Source organism: Methylocella sp. CPCC 101449, assembly GCF_031921685.1.
Lineage (GTDB): Bacteria > Pseudomonadota > Alphaproteobacteria > Rhizobiales > Beijerinckiaceae > Terripilifer.
In genome coordinates, this window is record NZ_JAPDHU010000002.1 from 1341330 (window position 1) to 1357815 (window position 16486).

At 61.8% G+C, this 16486-nt stretch carries 17 protein-coding genes; 12 read left to right on the forward strand and 5 right to left on the reverse strand.

The window, feature by feature from the left end:
* Window positions 1-3 precede the first annotated feature (3 nt).
* On the forward strand, window positions 4-1125 hold the full coding sequence (locus OIM99_RS17180; RefSeq protein WP_311851665.1) for an ABC transporter substrate-binding protein: 1122 nt from the start codon (window positions 4-6) through the stop codon (window positions 1123-1125).
* A 28-nt stretch (window positions 1126-1153) separates the two neighbouring features.
* Window positions 1154-2263: a siderophore-interacting protein gene (locus OIM99_RS17185; protein ID WP_311851666.1), complete on the forward strand. Its 1110-nt coding sequence runs from the start codon at window positions 1154-1156 to the stop codon at window positions 2261-2263.
* 13 nt (window positions 2264-2276) lie between these two features.
* Here the strand turns inward: OIM99_RS17185 and OIM99_RS17190 are convergent, their stop codons facing one another.
* Complete coding sequence (locus OIM99_RS17190) at window positions 2277-2966, reverse strand: M15 family metallopeptidase (RefSeq protein WP_311851667.1); 690 nt, start codon at window positions 2964-2966, stop codon at window positions 2277-2279.
* A 178-nt stretch (window positions 2967-3144) separates the two neighbouring features.
* Here OIM99_RS17190 and OIM99_RS17195 point away from each other — a divergent pair, with 178 nt between their 5' ends.
* Window positions 3145-4110 carry a tripartite tricarboxylate transporter substrate-binding protein gene (locus OIM99_RS17195; RefSeq protein WP_311851668.1) on the forward strand — a complete coding sequence of 322 codons (966 nt, stop codon included), beginning with the start codon at window positions 3145-3147 and terminating at the stop codon, window positions 4108-4110.
* Window positions 4111-4160: 50 nt separating this feature from the next.
* Here OIM99_RS17195 and OIM99_RS17200 read toward each other — a convergent pair whose 3' ends face one another.
* Window positions 4161-5249 (reverse strand): LLM class flavin-dependent oxidoreductase, encoded by a 1089-nt coding sequence (locus tag OIM99_RS17200; RefSeq protein ID WP_311851669.1) that lies wholly within the window; start codon window positions 5247-5249, stop codon window positions 4161-4163.
* Window positions 5250-5334: 85 nt separating this feature from the next.
* Window positions 5335-5937 (reverse strand): nitroreductase family protein, encoded by a 603-nt coding sequence (locus OIM99_RS17205; RefSeq protein ID WP_311851670.1) that lies wholly within the window; start codon window positions 5935-5937, stop codon window positions 5335-5337.
* A 176-nt stretch (window positions 5938-6113) separates the two neighbouring features.
* Between OIM99_RS17205 and OIM99_RS17210 the strand changes: the two genes are divergently transcribed.
* Both OIM99_RS17210 and OIM99_RS17215 read left to right on the forward strand, forming a co-directional pair.
* Window positions 6114-7043 carry a sialate O-acetylesterase gene (locus OIM99_RS17210; RefSeq protein ID WP_311851671.1) on the forward strand — a complete coding sequence of 310 codons (930 nt, stop codon included), beginning with the start codon at window positions 6114-6116 and terminating at the stop codon, window positions 7041-7043.
* A gap of 140 nt (window positions 7044-7183) precedes the next feature.
* Window positions 7184-7660 carry an RDD family protein gene (locus OIM99_RS17215; RefSeq protein ID WP_311851672.1) on the forward strand — a complete coding sequence of 159 codons (477 nt, stop codon included), beginning with the start codon at window positions 7184-7186 and terminating at the stop codon, window positions 7658-7660.
* On the opposite strand, the gene OIM99_RS17220 is transcribed toward OIM99_RS17215, so the two are convergent.
* Window positions 7641-8543 (reverse strand): LysR family transcriptional regulator, encoded by a 903-nt coding sequence (locus OIM99_RS17220; RefSeq protein ID WP_311851673.1) that lies wholly within the window; start codon window positions 8541-8543, stop codon window positions 7641-7643. The genes OIM99_RS17215 and OIM99_RS17220 overlap by 20 nt on opposite strands.
* Window positions 8544-8658: 115 nt before the next feature.
* Between OIM99_RS17220 and OIM99_RS17225 the strand changes: the two genes are divergently transcribed.
* Window positions 8659-10050, forward strand: a complete 1392-nt coding sequence (locus tag OIM99_RS17225; protein ID WP_311851674.1) for an MFS transporter — start codon at window positions 8659-8661, stop codon at window positions 10048-10050.
* Here OIM99_RS17225 and OIM99_RS17230 read toward each other — a convergent pair.
* Window positions 10047-10445 carry a DUF2306 domain-containing protein gene (locus OIM99_RS17230; protein WP_311851675.1) on the reverse strand — a complete coding sequence of 133 codons (399 nt, stop codon included), beginning with the start codon at window positions 10443-10445 and terminating at the stop codon, window positions 10047-10049. The genes OIM99_RS17225 and OIM99_RS17230 overlap by 4 nt on opposite strands.
* Before the next feature lie 305 nt (window positions 10446-10750).
* On the opposite strand from OIM99_RS17230, the gene OIM99_RS17235 reads away from it, so the two are divergent.
* The 6 genes from OIM99_RS17235 (at window position 10751) to OIM99_RS17260 (ending at window position 16478) form a co-directional block, all read left to right on the forward strand.
* A complete protein-coding gene (locus tag OIM99_RS17235) occupies window positions 10751-11497 on the forward strand; it encodes an arginyltransferase (protein ID WP_311851676.1) in 747 nt (248 codons plus the stop codon).
* A gap of 87 nt (window positions 11498-11584) precedes the next feature.
* The gene (locus tag OIM99_RS17240) at window positions 11585-12967 is read left to right on the forward strand and encodes a DUF3592 domain-containing protein (protein WP_311851677.1); all 1383 of its coding nucleotides are present in this window, start codon (window positions 11585-11587) and stop codon (window positions 12965-12967) included.
* 83 nt (window positions 12968-13050) lie between these two features.
* The gene (locus tag OIM99_RS17245) at window positions 13051-14247 is read left to right on the forward strand and encodes an FAD-dependent oxidoreductase (protein ID WP_311851678.1); all 1197 of its coding nucleotides are present in this window, start codon (window positions 13051-13053) and stop codon (window positions 14245-14247) included.
* A 96-nt stretch (window positions 14248-14343) separates the two neighbouring features.
* The gene (locus OIM99_RS17250; protein WP_311851679.1) at window positions 14344-14553 is read left to right on the forward strand and encodes a dodecin; all 210 of its coding nucleotides are present in this window, start codon (window positions 14344-14346) and stop codon (window positions 14551-14553) included.
* A gap of 134 nt (window positions 14554-14687) precedes the next feature.
* Window positions 14688-15233: a YcxB family protein gene (locus tag OIM99_RS17255; protein WP_311851680.1), complete on the forward strand. Its 546-nt coding sequence runs from the start codon at window positions 14688-14690 to the stop codon at window positions 15231-15233.
* 177 nt (window positions 15234-15410) lie between these two features.
* Window positions 15411-16478: a DUF1963 domain-containing protein gene (locus OIM99_RS17260; RefSeq protein ID WP_311851681.1), complete on the forward strand. Its 1068-nt coding sequence runs from the start codon at window positions 15411-15413 to the stop codon at window positions 16476-16478.
* Window positions 16479-16486 lie beyond the last annotated feature (8 nt).

Below are 16486 nucleotides of genomic sequence, written 5' to 3' on the forward strand. Positions count from 1 at the left end.
GCCATGGCACGCCTGCGTCGTCGTCAATTCCTCGGTTTGGCAGGCGCGCTCGTCGCAGCGCCCGCCATTCTCCGCGCAGCCCCGGCCATCGTGGTGACCGACATGCTGGGACGCACCGTTACCTTGAAGGATGCGCCGCAGCGGATCGTGCTCCTCGAAGCCCGCGACGTCATCACCATGGCGGTGCTACATCCAAATCCCGCCAAACTCATCGTCGGCTGGGCCGCCGCCGATCGCTTCGACAGCAACGCGGTCCAGGCTGCCTATGTGGCCTCCGCCGGCCGAAAGATCGCCATCGTCGGAAAACAGGCCTCCGACACGATCTCGCTGGAAGGCCTGGCCGCCGTGCAGCCCGACCTGGTCGTGACAACGCCCTTCATGCAGGCCAGCGCCAACATGGCGCTCATGATCGAACGGCTCGGCCAATTCGGTATTCCCGTCCTGTTCAGCAGTTCTGCGAGCAATGATAACGGCAGCCTGCGATCGTCTCCGATCGATGAACTGCCGCTTTTGATGAGGATGTGGGGTGCCGTCCTAGACCAGCGCGAGAAAGCTGAGGCGTTTATCGCCTTCTCGTCCAGTCGCTATGAGCGCGTGGCGCAGCGGCTCGGCGTTCTCACGCCGCTCAAGACTTACTTTGAAGTCATGTCGACTTATGACGATTGCTGCTGGGCCGCTGGCACGCGCGTCTGGGGGCAGTTGTTGGCAGCCGCGGGCGGCCGCTCGCTCGATGGCATCTCCGCGCCTTGGACGGCTCAGATCTCGCTCGAGCATCTCCTGGCCGAACAGCCCGAGGTCTATATTGCCACCGGCGGCGGCTATGCCGGTGGCACGCGGCCGGCCATCGGTCCGGGTCTCGATCTTCAAAACGCGCGCAACGGCCTGGAGCGCCTGACGCGACGGGTCGGCTTTGAAACGCTGCCCGCTGTTCGCAATCGTCGCGTGCATGGCATTTGGAGCGGGCTCATCAGCACGCCGCCCCTCAATCCAGTCTTTGTCGAGGTCGCCGCAACGTGGCTGCATCCCGAACAATGCCGCGATCTCGATCCTGCGGCGACCCTCGCGGACATCAACCGCAACTTTCTCTCCACCCCCATCGCCGGCCCGCTTTGGGCAAGCATCTAAAATGGCGCATGGCAAAGCGGAGCTGACAATGACCTCGCAGCCACTGCGGGCAAACGCCAAGATCGCATTCTCCCGTGTTGACGACTTCCTCGACGACATCCTCGCCTCGATCGCCTCCCATGATATGACGGTGTCGCGTGAAGGAACGTCGTTTTCGATCTCGGCACCATTTGGCACGGCCCGGCTCGTTCCAGCCCACGACGAACTGCAATTGAGCGTCGAAGCGAATGAGCATTCGGCATTGAACCGCCTGAAACACGCTCTCGCCGGCCCCATCACCTTCATCGCCCGCAGCGAAAATCTAGACATCGTGTGGGACGGCGATCGCACGGGCCCGGTTCTTCCCAGCGATCTGCGCGTCCTTCGGGTCGCCCATATCGATGACCTCACACCGCGCACACGCCGGATCACCTTTACAGGTGAGAATCTCGAACGCTATGCCGCCGATGATCAGATTCACTGCCGTCTGCTGTTCCAGCCGCATGGCAACACGGCCCCGCAATGGCCCCTGCTCAACGACGACGGGAAAATTGTCTGGCCGAAATCCGGCCAGATTCCCACGCGCGTCTATACGATCCGTCGTATCGATGCGGCAGCGGGAGAAATCGAGATCGAATTCACGCTGCATCAGGCCGCGGGGCCGGCCACGCGCTGGGCGCAGGCCGCGCGTGTCGGTGATCAAGTCGGCATTCTAGGGCCGGCCGCCTACGGACCGAAACCGGCAAGCTGGTACGTCCTTGCCGGAGACGAAACCGGGCTGCCAGGCATTGCGCGAATCCTCGCAGGCCTGCCGCGCGCTGCGCGCGGTATCGCATTTATCGAGATCGATCACCCGGATGAGGAACAGAACCTCATCAAGCCGGAAGAGTTCATCCTGCATTGGCTGCATCGGGACGGCGCGGCCCCTGGCACCACGACGCTGCTGCGCGATGCGATCAGGACATGCGAATGGCCTGACGATCTTGCCACCGCCTTCTTTTGGGGCGGCTTCGAATATCAGACTTTCAAGGACATTCACCAATTCCTGCGCCAGGAGATAGGCCTGCCGGCTGGCCGCCGCATTCTCCATTCGCATTGGCGTCGTGGGATGAGCGAGGAAGACATCGTCGCCGTGGGTGGCGACGCCATTTCACCATGAAGGAGGCTGTCGCCTACCGCCCTGCCGTGATCGGCACGTCATGTGCTGGCTGCCGGCCAGCGGGCGGATAGGAATAGTGCCACCACTCGCGGTGATAGTTCTTGAAGCCGCGCGCCTCCATGAGCGAGCGCAACACGGCGCGGTTGGCACGCGCCGCTGCTGGCACCGCGGTGGATGCGGTCGACGACATCGGGTCTGAGAGATCATAGGACGAACCGAAGTCGAGCACCCGTCCATCAGCCGTCGCCAGGCCGAGATCGACGGCCGTGCCCGTCGAATGCGAAGAGTTTTTGGCGATATAGCCGGCGGCGAACAAGGCGCTCTTGTCGATGTTGGGATAATAGCGCGCCTTGGTCGCCTGATCGTTGGGATCGGCGGCCCAGCGCACGAAAGCATCCGTCGCCCGCTGCGGCCGATAGCAATCCCACAACACGAGCCGCAGGCCGCGCGCCCGCGCATCGGCCTCCACCCGCCCCAGCGCGTCGGCCACCGGCTTCAGCAGCCAACATTCGGCCGCACCATAGCCCGGCACCGGCCGGCCATAGAAATTGTCGCTGCCGGCATAACGCACGTCTTGCAGAATGCCCGGCACCACATCGGCAACCCGCGCGAAACCCGGCGGAAGTCCTTGGGCGGAGGCCGGCAAAACGGCGGCGGCCGACAGGGAAACCGCAATGACGGCCCGTCTGAGATGACGCTTCATCTGGCATTTTCTCCGGATCGTCCGAATCCACTCAGCCGATAACACAGCCAAGGTGATCCAAGCGCAATTGTCGCGGGCAATCGTCGCGGAAATGCGAGCCATTGAGCGGCCTGTTGGATTGACTCCTTTTAAAATATATAATCTCTATAGAAATTATATATTAATAGCGGAGCATTCGATGCCGACGACATTCACGACCGGGCTCAAGGTTCTCGTTGCCGCGTTCTCGCTGGCGGTCGCGGGCGCGGCCCAAGCCCAGATCGCACAGCCCATACGCATCATTTTCCCCTTCGCGCCCGGCGGCGGCGGTGATGGTCTCGCCCGCCTGATCGCGGAAGCCATCCGCAAGGACAGCGGCGAACAGGTCATCGTCGAAAACCGCGTCGGCGCCGATGGCCGTATCGGCGTGCGTGCCGGCATCACCGCCGCCGCCGACGGTCGAACCCTGCTGTTCAGCCCGATCGCGCCGATCGTCATCCATCCGTCCATCTATCCGGACCTGCAATACAATCCGCTCACCGATCTCAAACCGATCTCGCTCGTCGCGCGTTTCGAATATGCGCTGTCGACCGGCCCGCTGACCTCGACCAAGGAATTGCCGGATACGGTGGCCTGGCTGCGGCAACATCCCAAGAATGGCGCCTTCGGCTCACCGGGCAATGGCGGCATCCCGCAGTTTCTCGGCATCCTGTTTGGCCAACAGGCCAAACTCGACATTCGTCACGTGCCCTATCGCGGCAGCATGCCTATTCTCAACGATGTCGCCGCCGGCCAGGTCGCTTTGGGCGTGACGCCGACATCGGATGCGGTGGCGCTGCACGAAGGCAATAAAATCCGTATCGTCGCGACATCAGGCACGAAGCGCTCCACCCTCCTCCCCGATGTTCCCACCTTCAGCGAGCTTGGATACAAGCTCACGGGCGACGGCTGGTATTCGCTCTATGCGCCGCAAGGCACACCTGAAGACATCGTCCAGAAATATTCAGCGCTCGTCGCGGCGGCAGTCAAAACCCCTGAGGCGAAGAATTCCTTCGGCCGTCTCGGCTTTGATCTGGTCGGCTCGACATCGCAGGAATTGAGCGACATTCAGAAGGCGGCGTTCGAACAATGGGAAGCGCCCGCCAAACAGTTTCGCATCGAATAGAAGGCTTCGCATAAGCGCGTCATCCGCACGCGCTTATGCTTTCCTTTCGGTTAGTCCACGGCAGCGAGTTGCGGCTGCGCTTCGTCCAGCAAGCGCAGTTTTGGCGCCACGTTCTGCATGAAGGCGCGCATCGATCGCGCGCGTTTTTCCGGCGTCGCCCAGGACTTGCCCGCAACGATGAGCAAAGTGCCGAAGCCGCCGCACTGGCGATAGAAATCTTCCAACTGCCGCGTAACCTCTTCCGCCGTTCCCAGCACATACAGGCCGCTGCCGGCGAGGACGTCGATGGCACTGCGATCGTTGGGAACGTCGATATTGTAGTTGCGCTTCAACATCGCCAGGAAGCCGCGCTGCGCCTGCACGCCCACTTCATAGGCCACCGCATCGCGCAGATCCTCGATCGCCTGTTCGCGACTGTCCGCGATATAGACCAGGCGCGACACCGTGACATTCTTGCGCGACCGTGGCCGACCGGACGCCGCGGCGAAATCATTATATTTCTCGACACGTGCATGGATGAGCTGCGGCTGATCGAGAAAGGCAAACAGCAAGGTGTAATCGCGCTCGCCGGCAATTTTCAGCATGGCATCGCTATGGGTCGCGGTCGCCATCGGCGGGCCTTCGGCCGCGAGCGGCTTCGGCAAGGCGAGAATGCCTTTACCCTTCCAGAATCGGCCATCGACATCGAACGGCTGTTCGGTCTGCCAACACCGTTGGATGATCTCCAGCGATTCCAACAGACGCGCCTGCCGATCATCGAACGACAAGCCACGTTCCTCGGAAAAGCGCGGCGCCGAAAAGCCGGTGCCGAAACCAAAGATGTAACGGCCCGGGCCAAGCAGATGATCGGTCACCGCCGCCTGGATGGCGACATCGACCGGATGCTGCAAATGAATGAGCTTCACCGCCGATCCCATGCGGATGTTTCGCGTCAGTCCGGCGGCCTTGCAGATCATGAGATCGGGCACCGGAATCGTATCGACCTTGCCGATATGCGGCGGCTCGCCATGATGTTCGCTGATATAGGCGTCGCGAAAACCAAGCTCATCCGCCAACACGATCTCGCGAATGTCTTCGGCATAGCTTTCGGCCGCGGTCGAATGGGGGCGAAAGCCATTTGAGAATATTCCGAACTCCACGGCTGCAACCTTTCATGGTTTTTCTCGATGGACAGCTCTAGCCCGCCGTCATGGCGACCGAAGCGAAGCAACCCATGGGCCAAGCTCAGGGCTTTTTGAACACGCCTTCGCTGACGAAATGGCCGATCGGATGCCGCGTCGTCGGCGCTTCGCGCGCTTGCAGGTCGGGCGGCAACATCGTCTTGTCGCCCTGTTTGCCGATCGCAACGGCGATATTGATGTGATAGTCGTCCGATATGTCGAGTTTCTGCCGCGCGGCCTCGTGATCGAAGCCACCGATCGCATGAGCGACCCAGCCCAGAATGCTCGATTGCAGCGCCAGATAGGCCCAAGCCGCGCCGGCATCGAAAGCGTGATTGCGATTGGGCGACGGCACGCTTTCGCCCTGAACGATCCGCTCTTTCTTCGACAGGATGAACGCCAGCACCGAAGCCCGTTCCGCCCAGCGCGCGTTGCGCGGATAGATGACGTCGAGAAAGCGCGCGAATTCTGGTGTGTCCTGACGCGCGAAGAGAATGTGCCACGGCTGAATGTTCGTCGCCGAGGGCGCCCAGCGCGACGCTTCGAAAATCGTGTGCAGCACGTCGTCCGGAATGGCCTCGGGGGCAAAGGCACGCGGCGACCAGCGTTCGAGGAAAATGCCGCTCACCGGATGATCGGCTTGCCGACCGTTGATTGTTGGAAACATGGAGAAGTCCTGTGCAAGGCGATACAGCGGCCTCATCTCAAGCCAATGCATCGGATTTAATATATTTAAACTATAGACTTAATATATAATGTCAACGCAGCCGCGCTTAAGGCAGCATTTCGCGTCCGACCGCAATGTCCCTATACATCCATCAGAAACGCGGACCGGGGATTCCGATGATCGCGAAATTCGTGCGTTTTGCAGTCGTTGCGCTGGTCGTCGTCCTCGCCTTCCTTTACGGAGCCGTGCGCGATCATCAGGGACAGTGGCCAGCCAATCCCATCCGGCGTTTCGAAGCCGAATGGCGGACGCCCGCTGAACGGCGCGTCGAGATCGATAACTTGGGCCGGCTCGTTGTCTATCCAGGCAAGTCCGACGTCGCCTGTCCCGCCGCCGGTCCTCGCACGGCCGTGATCCTGGCGATCGGTCAATCGAATGCCTCCAACGAGGCCGGCGAACGCGGCAAGTCGCACCATGGCGCCAACATCGTTTCGTGGTTCGAAGGCAAATGTCAGATCGCGGAATCGCCCCTGCTCGGCACCAGCGGCGAGCGCGGCGAGAGCTGGACGACCTTGGCCAACAAGCTCATCGAGGCTGGCGCCTACGACAAGGTCGTCATCGTGCCCTTGGCGATCGGCGGCACCAAGGTCGAACGCTGGGCGCCCGGCGGCAATCTCTTCGCCATGCTCATGCAGCAGTTGGACAAACTGACGCCGACCTTCCAACCCACGCATATCGTCTGGGTGCAAGGTGAAGATGATCGCAGCCAAGGCACGGACACGGCCGCCTATCGCCAACGGTTTCTCGCACTGGTCGATGGCCTGCGCGGCAAGGGCCTTCGCGCACCGATTTTCGTGACGCGCGCCACGTTTTGCGAACCGGACAGTCCGTGGGTCCGCGAAAATCCGGTCGGCATCGCCTTGGATCAGATGCCCGATCCCGCCAAGGGCATTTACGCCGGAGTCGATACGGATCGCTTGATCTCAGCCGAGGACCGCATGGACGGCTGCCATTTCGGCGGACGCGGCGTGGCCACTTTCACCGATGCCATGCGGGACGTGATCGTCGCCTGGGACGGCGCCAATCGGGAGCGAAAAGGCCAGTAAACGGCAAAAATCCCTGAAATCGCCCCTCGCTCACAATAAATCACAGGCCTCGGGCACGCCGGCGCCGTTTGAACCTTGCGCGCCGCCCGGCGTTCCCCAAATGATAGGCGTAGCGTTTCAGACGCTTAGAGAGGACCAAGATGAGCTATTCCGGCCCCAACAACCCGTCCCCGGTGATCCTGGAAAACGATCTGCCGGCCGCAGCCCTTGAGGGCGTGCGGACGCGCCGGGTCATCGCCGTGTGCCTGGACCTGATCCTCGTCACCATTCTGGTCACCATCGCTTTCATGGTGCTGGGCATTCTCGGCGTCGTCACCTTTGGCCTCGCCTGGCTGCCGATCCCCTTCCTGTTTCCGCTGGTCGCTTTTTTCTACAACGGCTTGACGGTTTCCGGCTGGCGTCACGGCACCCCCGGCATGCGCTTCATGGATCTCGAAGCAAGCCTCACCGATGGGCATGCGGTGCCGTTCATCAACGCCGCCGCCCACGCGGTGCTGTTCTATCTGAGCTTCACGATCCTGACGCCCTTCTCGCTGCTGGTGTGTCTGTTCACCCGCAACAAGCGCTGCCTGCACGACATCCTGTCGGACGTGATCATCACCCGCCGGCGCGACTAGCGCGTAAAGACAAGTCGCGATTGTCCGAAACGGCGCCCGTGACAAAATCCATCACGGCGCGCACGGCCGGAGCCTTGCGCAAATCGCGATGAACCGCGAGCCAGACATCGCGCGAAAACGGCGGGACGTCTTGATCGATGCGCACGAGATCGCGCTCCCGCTCACCGAGAAAACACGGCAGCCCCGCCACACCGGCGCCCGCACGCGCGGCAATGAGATGTTCGCTGATCAGGTTCAATTCGCAGGCCACCGGCCGCCTGCCGGCAATGCCGAGCAGCCAAACCTGTTGCGGCATGTCGGCATAGCTCTCGTCGAAGGCAATGAACTGCCACTTCTCCGGCGTCGCCAGATGAACATAGGCCCGGTGCGCATAAAGGCCGAAGGCCATCGTTCCGATCTTGCGCGCGACACTGCTCGCTTCGTCAGGCCGCCTCATGCGGAGCACCACATCGGCTTCCCGACGGCTCAGCGAAATGCGCTGGCCCTCTGAGGAGAGCGACAGACGGATATCCGGATATTCGGCGCGGAAGCGCGTCAGGTGCTCCGCCAGCAAATGCGTCACCAGAACCGGCGCCGCGCTCAGCGCGACCTTATCGACCAGCGGCGCATGGGCGGCCTTCGCCAATCGGGCGATGCCATGGGCGCCGGCTTCCATCTCCATGGCGCGCTCGAATACCTGTCGGCCGACCGTGGTGAGCCGGCAGGAGCGCGGCAGGCGATCGACGAGGCGAACATCGAGTGCCGCCTCAAGAGCGGCAAGCCTCCGGCTCACGGTCGCATGATCGACTTTCAGGGCCCGGGCGGCGCCGGACAGCGTCCCGCTTTGCGCCACGGCCAGGAAATGGCGGATGTCTTCCCAATCGACCATTTGCCAATCGACCATCTGTGCGAAATCTCAAGGATCGCTCGCAAATATACCGAATTTTCGCAGGGAAGGCATGGGCCTATTTCGAGGCAAACCCAATGCTTCGTTTGGATCCGTCCCGATGTCCTCCCCTATGTCCCGTCCACTGCTCACGCTCGTTGGCGCTGCCCTCGGCTTCGTCGTCGTTGTCGTCGATGTCAGCGTCGTCAATGTCGCGCTCGACGCCTTCCAATCCGATTTCGCGACCAACATCGCCGGCCTCGAATGGGTGGTGAACGCCTATACGCTGATCTTCGCCGCTCTGTTGCTCACGGCAGGCACGCTCGGCGATCGCTTCGGCGCGCGCAAGATCTTCCTTGCCGGCTTCCTGCTATTCACGGCCGCTTCGGTCGCCTGCGGCCTCGCCCCGACGCTACCGGCACTGGTGGTGGCGCGTCTCATCCAGGGCGCCGGCGCGGCTCTCCTCATTCCCAATTCTTTGTCGCTCGTTCAGCAGGCCTATCCGGTTGAAGCTGCGCGGCACCGTGCCGTGGGCTGGTGGAGCGCGGCCGGCGGTATGGCGCTGGCGGCAGGCCCTGTCATCGGCGGTTTTCTCGTCGCCCATTTCGGCTGGCGCAGCATCTTTCTCATCAATCTGCCGATCGGCCTGATCGGCGTGGCGATCACCTTGCGCCACGCGCCGCCAAGCCCGGTCAACGCGCATCGCTCCCTCGATTGGCCCGGTCAAATCATCGCCGTCATCGCGCTGGCCGCCTTGGCCCTGGCGCTGATCGAAGCCGGTCAACTCGGCTGGACGCATCCGGCGATCCTCATCGCCCTGTCGGTCGCCATCATCGCCAGCGCCGCCTTCCTCGCGATCGAAGCCAAAACCGCCGTGCCGATGTTGCCGCTAAAACTCTTTCGGTCGCGGGCTTTCGCCATCGCCTCCATCAGCGGCGCGCTGTTGAATTTCGCTTATTACGGGCTGATCTTCGTGTTCAGCCTGTACTTCCAGGGGCAGCAGAAATTCTCGCCGCAAGAGACCGGCCTGGCCTTTCTGCCGATGACCATCGTGCTGATGGTCGCCAATATCATCAGCGGTTACCTGATCGCCCGACTGGGTGCGCGGCGCCTGATGGTGCTGGGGCAAGTGCTGGCGGCCAGCGGCTATCTGCTGCTCCTGGTGGCCGTGACGACGGGCTCTTATGCGATGCTGATCGTGCCGATGCTGATGGCGGCCGGCGGCCTCGCTCTGGTGGTGCCGACCATCACCAATGTGACGCTCTCCGCCGTCGATGCCTCGCGCGCCGGCCTGGCCTCGGGCGTCCTCAACACCGCCCGGCAAATCGGCGGCATGTTGGGGGTGGCAGTCTGCGGTTATCTGGTGCGCGATATCGCCGAGGCGGCCTTCATGCATGGCATGCTGCTCTCCCTCGCCTTGGCTGTCGTTCTTCTCTTCGCCAGCGCGCTGCTGACGCTTCTCGGCCTCGATCGCCCGGTCGCGAAACCTACGGCCGACAGGCCAGAACACCGCTGCCCGGCTTAGTCGCCAAACACGACCCGTGCCATCAAACGCCCGGGAATGAACGTGAACAAGCCGGCGATGACCAGCGCGCCGAGGAAGATCCCAGTCATCGCCCGCTGATGCGTACGCACTTTGTGTTTATGCGCCGCATAAACCGCGAGCGGCAACGTCACCAAAGTGAAGATCGACAGAAAGTGGATCGGGCTCCACGGTCCAAACAGCCGCAGCTCGTGAATCCAGAACGACGATAGCGCCACCGCCAGCATCAGCCCCACCCAGAGCCAACCGATCGTTCGATGCGGCAACGTGCCCTTCGGCGCGGCGAACTGCACCACGCCCAGCGCGAAGGCGCTCGTCGCCGCGAAAGCGTGAATCTGAATGGCAAGCGGCGCGGCCAGCAGCGGCGCAAGCGACATGGTTCTCTCCTATCCGGAGCGTCCGAACCAGATCGCGGGAACCGGCTTGCGACAGTGAAGCCGCCAGCCTGTGCGTTGACCTGATTCTGCTAATGTTAATATAATTTACATCGCCATTCAAGATCGTCGCGAGACACCGTCGGCCCGGTGTCGTCACGATCAACCGACGCTGCGCCCTATTGTCCTAATGCGGTAACAGGAGGCGCCTTACACTCAATATTGAGTATCTACGGCCAAGATGTTCTGGCTTTCGCAGGCCTTTTTGCTAACCTCATGACAATGATGCACGTCGGAGTCTTCGGAGCGTGACGAGCGAACCGCGCGACGCCCCGCAATTCTACCTCACCTCCCCTTCGCCCTGCCCTTATCTGCCCGGGCGGGAGGAACGGAAGGTGTTCACCCATCTGGTGGGCCGCAAGGCTGTGGCGCTCAACAACGCCCTGACCGAAAGCGGTTTCCGTCGCTCGCAGACAATAGCCTATCGCCCCGCTTGCGAGGACTGCCGCGCTTGTGTCTCCGTGCGCGTCCGCGTCGACGAGTTCCAGCCGACCCGCAACATGCGCCGCGTGATCGACGCCAACAGCGACCTCATCGGCGCCTCCCTGCCCGCCCGGCCAACCTCGGAACAATATTCGCTGTTCCGTGGCTATCTCGACGCGCGCCATGGCGATGGCGGCATGGCCGACATGAACGTGCTCGACTATACGATGATGATCGAGGACACCCATGTCGAAACCCGGCTGGTCGAATATCGCCGCCGTGGTCCCGACAGCTCTATCAACGGCCGCGGCACCGGCCCGCTCATCGCCGTCTGCCTGACCGACGTGCTCTCCGATGGCCTGTCGATGGTCTATTCGTTTTACGATACCGACGAGGCCGCCCGCTCGCTCGGCACGTTCATGATCCTGGACCACGTCGAGCGCACCCGCCGCCTCGGCCTGCCCCATCTCTATCTCGGCTATTGGGTCGATGGCTCGCGCAAGATGGCCTACAAGGCGCGCTTCCTGCCGCAGGAACGGCTTGGCATGGACGGCTGGGAAGTGTTCGACTGAACCTTTCGGTGCTTGCGGTGTGTCCGCGCACATCCCTCGACAATGAGACAGGCATAGGCTGACCATGGACACCCATGGAGCTGGGCCGTGGAACTCAATGTCAACGACCGCATCATCGCCAAACCCGCGCTCAACGACATCACGGCCGCGATCGACGCCGCGCCTTATCCGGCCGGCTGGTACATCAATCTTGAGGCCGATGACGGCACCTATATCGAAGCCTTCCCCGAAGACCGCGCCTTCCGCCTCCACTGCGAACGCAAGGACCAGCGCTGGCGCTCGGTCGACACGGTCGATGCGGCGCAACTGAAAGACATTCTCGGGCTCTATCTGCGCCGCGATCCGTCCTGGCATCGGGCTTGTGAATGGAAGAGCGAGGACGACGGCGGCGCGCCCGCCGCTGGCGTCAGCAGCCGGTCGGAGCCGCCCGCCTGGGCCATCGCCGTTTTCGTCGGCATCCTCGCCACCTTCTTCATCGGCTTCAATCTGTTGGATGCCATCAGCGATAGCTGGCGCGACGCCTTGCCCGGCTCGGACTATTTCTGGATCGGCCTGATCTTCGCGCCTATGGTCCTGCTTCTCATCCTGGCTCTCGCAGTCAAACTGATCGCGGTGCGCAAGGCCGCGCAATGGCCAAGCGCCATGGGCCGCGTCACCCGTTCCGCTATCAGAGCGCGCCGCAGCAAGGGCACAAGCGACACGGTTCAAGTCTACAACGAGCCTGCCATCGCTTATGAGTTCACCGCGCTGGGGCGCAAATGGACCGGCCAGCGCATCAGCCTCGGCGACGACACCGGCGGCGCCAATACCGAAGCGACGTTGCAGCGCTATCCGGTCGGTACGGTCGTCAAAGTGTTCTACAATCCTAAAGACCCGAAGGACTGCGTATTGGAGCGCGATCCACCGGCCGGCCTCGGCAAAGGCTGCCTGATCGGGCTTGCCGCGCTCGTCCTGTTCGGCATTGTCGTCTGGTATCTCGTCAGCAACGCGACGAGCCTTCTCGGGCAATATCTGCCGAAGGGCAATCCGCCCCTGACGGTCTTCGCCACCTGCTTCGGCTTGCTTCTGCTCCTGATCTCTATCACCGGCCGACGCGCCTCACGCATCGCCGCCAATTGGCCCACGGTACAAGGCCGTATCGTCGTCAGCGAAGTGAAGACCGTCAACAATGCGCCAGAGGGACATTCGCGCACCCGCTATACGCCGGCAGTCGAATATGTCTATCAAGTGAATGGACACGACTATCACGGCCGCCAGATCAACTACGGCATCACCACGTCTGGCTCACGTAAATCCGCCGAGAAGACGACTGCGCGCTATCCAATCGGCAAGGTTATCGCGGTTCATTACGATCCAGCCAATCCCACGAACGCCACCTTGGAACATTCGACCGGCTTCTACTGGTTCATGCTGGCGATCGCAGCCGCCTGTTTTCTGCTCGCTATTCATACGAGCGGGCTGCTCGGGTAGATGTGGGTAACGCGGAAGAGCCCGCAATCTTGCCGTTTTTATAACCAAGATCGGCGCCTTCCGCTCGCCATCCCGAGACTGAAATGACTCAAATGACGAACCGCCGCCGAGCCTTCATGCTCGGTCTGACTGGACTTGGCACCGCGATCGCCACGCGCGCCATGGCCGGAGACGCCAGCTCGAAGCCGATCGCAGCCGACGAGCCGCGCTTCATCGTACCGCCTCTGGCGCCGATCAAGCTCAGTGCCGATCGCATCACGCGCATCACCGTCTGCATGCGTCCGTTCCGCGCCGCCGGTCCACGGCTCGAAGTCGAGACCGTCGGCCATAAGCGCGTCGTGCATAACTATGGCCATGGTGGCAGCGGCTGGTCGCTCTCCTGGGGATCGAGCACGATCGCCGCCCGCTATGCGCTGGAAGGCGGCAAGCGCGACATCGCCGTCATCGGTTGCGGTGCCCTGGGCCTGACATCGGCGCTGTTGCTGCGGCGTGCCGGCGCGAAAGTCATCATCTATGCCAAGGAGCGCCCACAGCAAGCGCGATCCTTCCGCGCCACCGGCACATGGTCGCCGGACTCGCGGATCGCCGATGCCGACAAAGTGGCGTCGAGCTTCCCTGCTTTATGGGAGGACATGGCGCGCACCTCCTATGCCACCTACCAGACTCTGCTGGGCCTGCCGGGCGAACCTGTCGCCTGGACGGATCGCTATGCGCTCTCCGACGATGCGCCGAAACCGCGCGCCATTGGCGCCATTCATTTCGCCGAATATGAGAAGAAACAGCTCGCCGATATCACGCCACCGTTTCGTCTGCTGACACCTGGGACTCATCCTTTCCCGGTGAACTATGTCAGGCATGGCACCAGCATGCAGTTCAACGTCACCGAACTGTCGCGCCTGCTGCTCGAAGATTTTCTGCGCGAAGGCGGCCAGATCGAAACCATGACGTTCAACACACCGGCCGATCTTGCACGCCTGAAGCAATCCGTCATCGTCAACTGCACCGGCTATGGTGCGCGGGCCTTATGGAAAGACGAGAGCATCATTCCGGTACGCGGCCAGATCGCCTGGCTGCCGGCGCAACCGGAGGCGCGTTACGGCGTTTACTACAAGAACGTCGTGGCGCTCCCGCGCCCCGATGGCATCGTCGTGCAACAGGCCGGCGAGAACGACATGTGGGGCTATGGCATCGACAACGAGACGGCCGACCATGCTGAATCCGAAGCGGCGATCGCCACATTCGCCGGCATTTTCGATCGCAAGGCCAGTCCACGGCCTTAAAGCGAAATCCTTAGCCTCATCCCGCTCGACGTCGTATAGTCATTGCGCTGGACAGCCAGCGCTCGATCGCGCTTACGCCAACTGGGGAGAATGAGCATGAAAGATCATGTCTATAAAGTTCTCGAACTTGTTGGGTCCTCGGAAGATTCAATCGAGGAAGCGATCGAGAACGCCATCGCGCGCGCCGGCAAAACCATTCGCAACATGCGCTGGTTCGAAGTGACCAATACGCGCGGCTATATCGATAACGACAAGGTCGCGCATTATCAGGTGACGCTGCGTGTCGGCTTCACGCTCGAAGAATGACGATCCGCCACAAGGCCCTTCCAGCGTCGCCTGACGATCGCAGTTGCCAGGCGACGCATGTCGTCAAATCCATTTCGGACAACAGAATTTCCGCACCTAGCATAACGATTTGTCTTTAAGGCACAGCCATTTCCATGACCGAACCGATCACCTCATCTCCGTCCCAGGCGCAAAGCCGCAGCGTTACGTTCCAACTTGACCCGGAAGACTATGTCACCGCCAACCAGTTGCATGTGCGCAAACAATATCGAAGGCCACTTTTTGTTGTCTTCTCCGCCTGCGTCATTCTTGCCTATCTCGTCTTTTTCGTCATGACGCGGCATCGCCCACCCCCTGAACTGATCGGCATCATTGTTCATGGCGCGTTCTGGGTTGGTGTTGCCAGCTTGTTTGTCGCTTATTTCTTCACCATGCCGCGGCAAACGCGCAAAGTCTTTCACGAGCAGAAAGGCTTTCAATACCCGCTCACCCTGAGCTGGTCCGAAGACGGCATCGAGGTGCAGAACCAGCAGGGACGCGCCACCCTGCCCTGGGGCGATCTCTTCCGATGGGCCGAGGATCGACAGATGATCCTCTTCTATCACTCGTCGCGCATCTTCCACATGCTGCCGCGCCGCGTGCTCAACGAAGCGCAAGTCGACGATCTGCATCGCTGCATCAAGACACCGAAGATCAAGTGAGAGGTGGCGACGAGCCTGGCGCGACGCTCACCATCACGATCAGGGCTCCTGCTGATGGTTAACGCCATTTCCTTCGGATTTCAGCATCTTACACGGCGATACAAGCTCTGGAACATGTGAACATCTTGTCGGAGGCCGGTTTCTCCTCGGCTGGAAATCGTCCATAACGCCTCGGTCATGCCTGCTTTTCGCTCGACACACGATCTGGAACAGTCGCTTTGGGCCGCCGGTCTCGGCGCCGAAAGCCGCGACATCGCCGCGACGGTCCGTCCCTCGATCCTGTTCGTGCGCCAGCAGCAACCCGACGATCCTCTGCCTGTCGGTCAGAGCAAGATCGGCGGCAACCCCGATCTGCCCAAGGATTTCGTCTGGCCGGAACGCGCGGCTTTTCCTGACGCAGCGAAACGCGCCGAAGCACTCCACCAGCGCGGCGCCACCATCCGTGACGGGCTCGAGCAATTACAGCGCGATCATCCTGACACGCACATTCCGCCCGAACATCTCGACGGCGTGGTGGCCCGCCACAAAGGCATGGCCGCTTATATGTATGTGCCGATGCCGCTTGCTTTCGTTGCGCAGATCAATCTGTCGACGCTCGTCCACGAAGCCGGCTTCCCGCCGGATTTTCCCGACACCGGCCTTATCAGCATTTTCAACGATATCACCGGCGATCAGCTCTCCGTTCACTGGCATCCTGATGTCGCCACTCTGGAACGCCGCGAGTGGCCGCATCGGCTCATCGACTATTCCGATCGCTTCGGCCAGGGCGCCGAACGCAAGGACGGCAGCTGGCAATGGGAGCGCCTGACCCAGGCCGAAGTGCTCTTTCCCTTCTCGGCGCTGACCGTGCCGCACCATTGGAAATATGCCTTCGCGCGCGGCAGCGCCAAATGGAACAAGATCTGGGATTGGTTTCAGGACGGCGCTTATAAATTCGCCTTTCATCCGGGCGCCGATCTCGTCGACGGCGACGATACCGTCACCGCCAATTTCGGCGATCGCCTCGGTGGCTGGCCCTCCGACATTCAAGGCAACGCGGAAGAGGAAATCGACGGCAGCGAAATCGCCTGGCCCGGCCTCACACCGTGGCGCCATCTCTTTTCCTGGGGCGCCGAGTTCTACAGCGGCACGCGGATGATGCCCCACGACATGACCGGCGACGGCAACACGTTTCTGCTCATGCACGAAGACGATCTTGCAGCAAGGCGCTTCGATCGCGTGAAGAGTACGTATCAGCAGACGTAAAAAGAAAA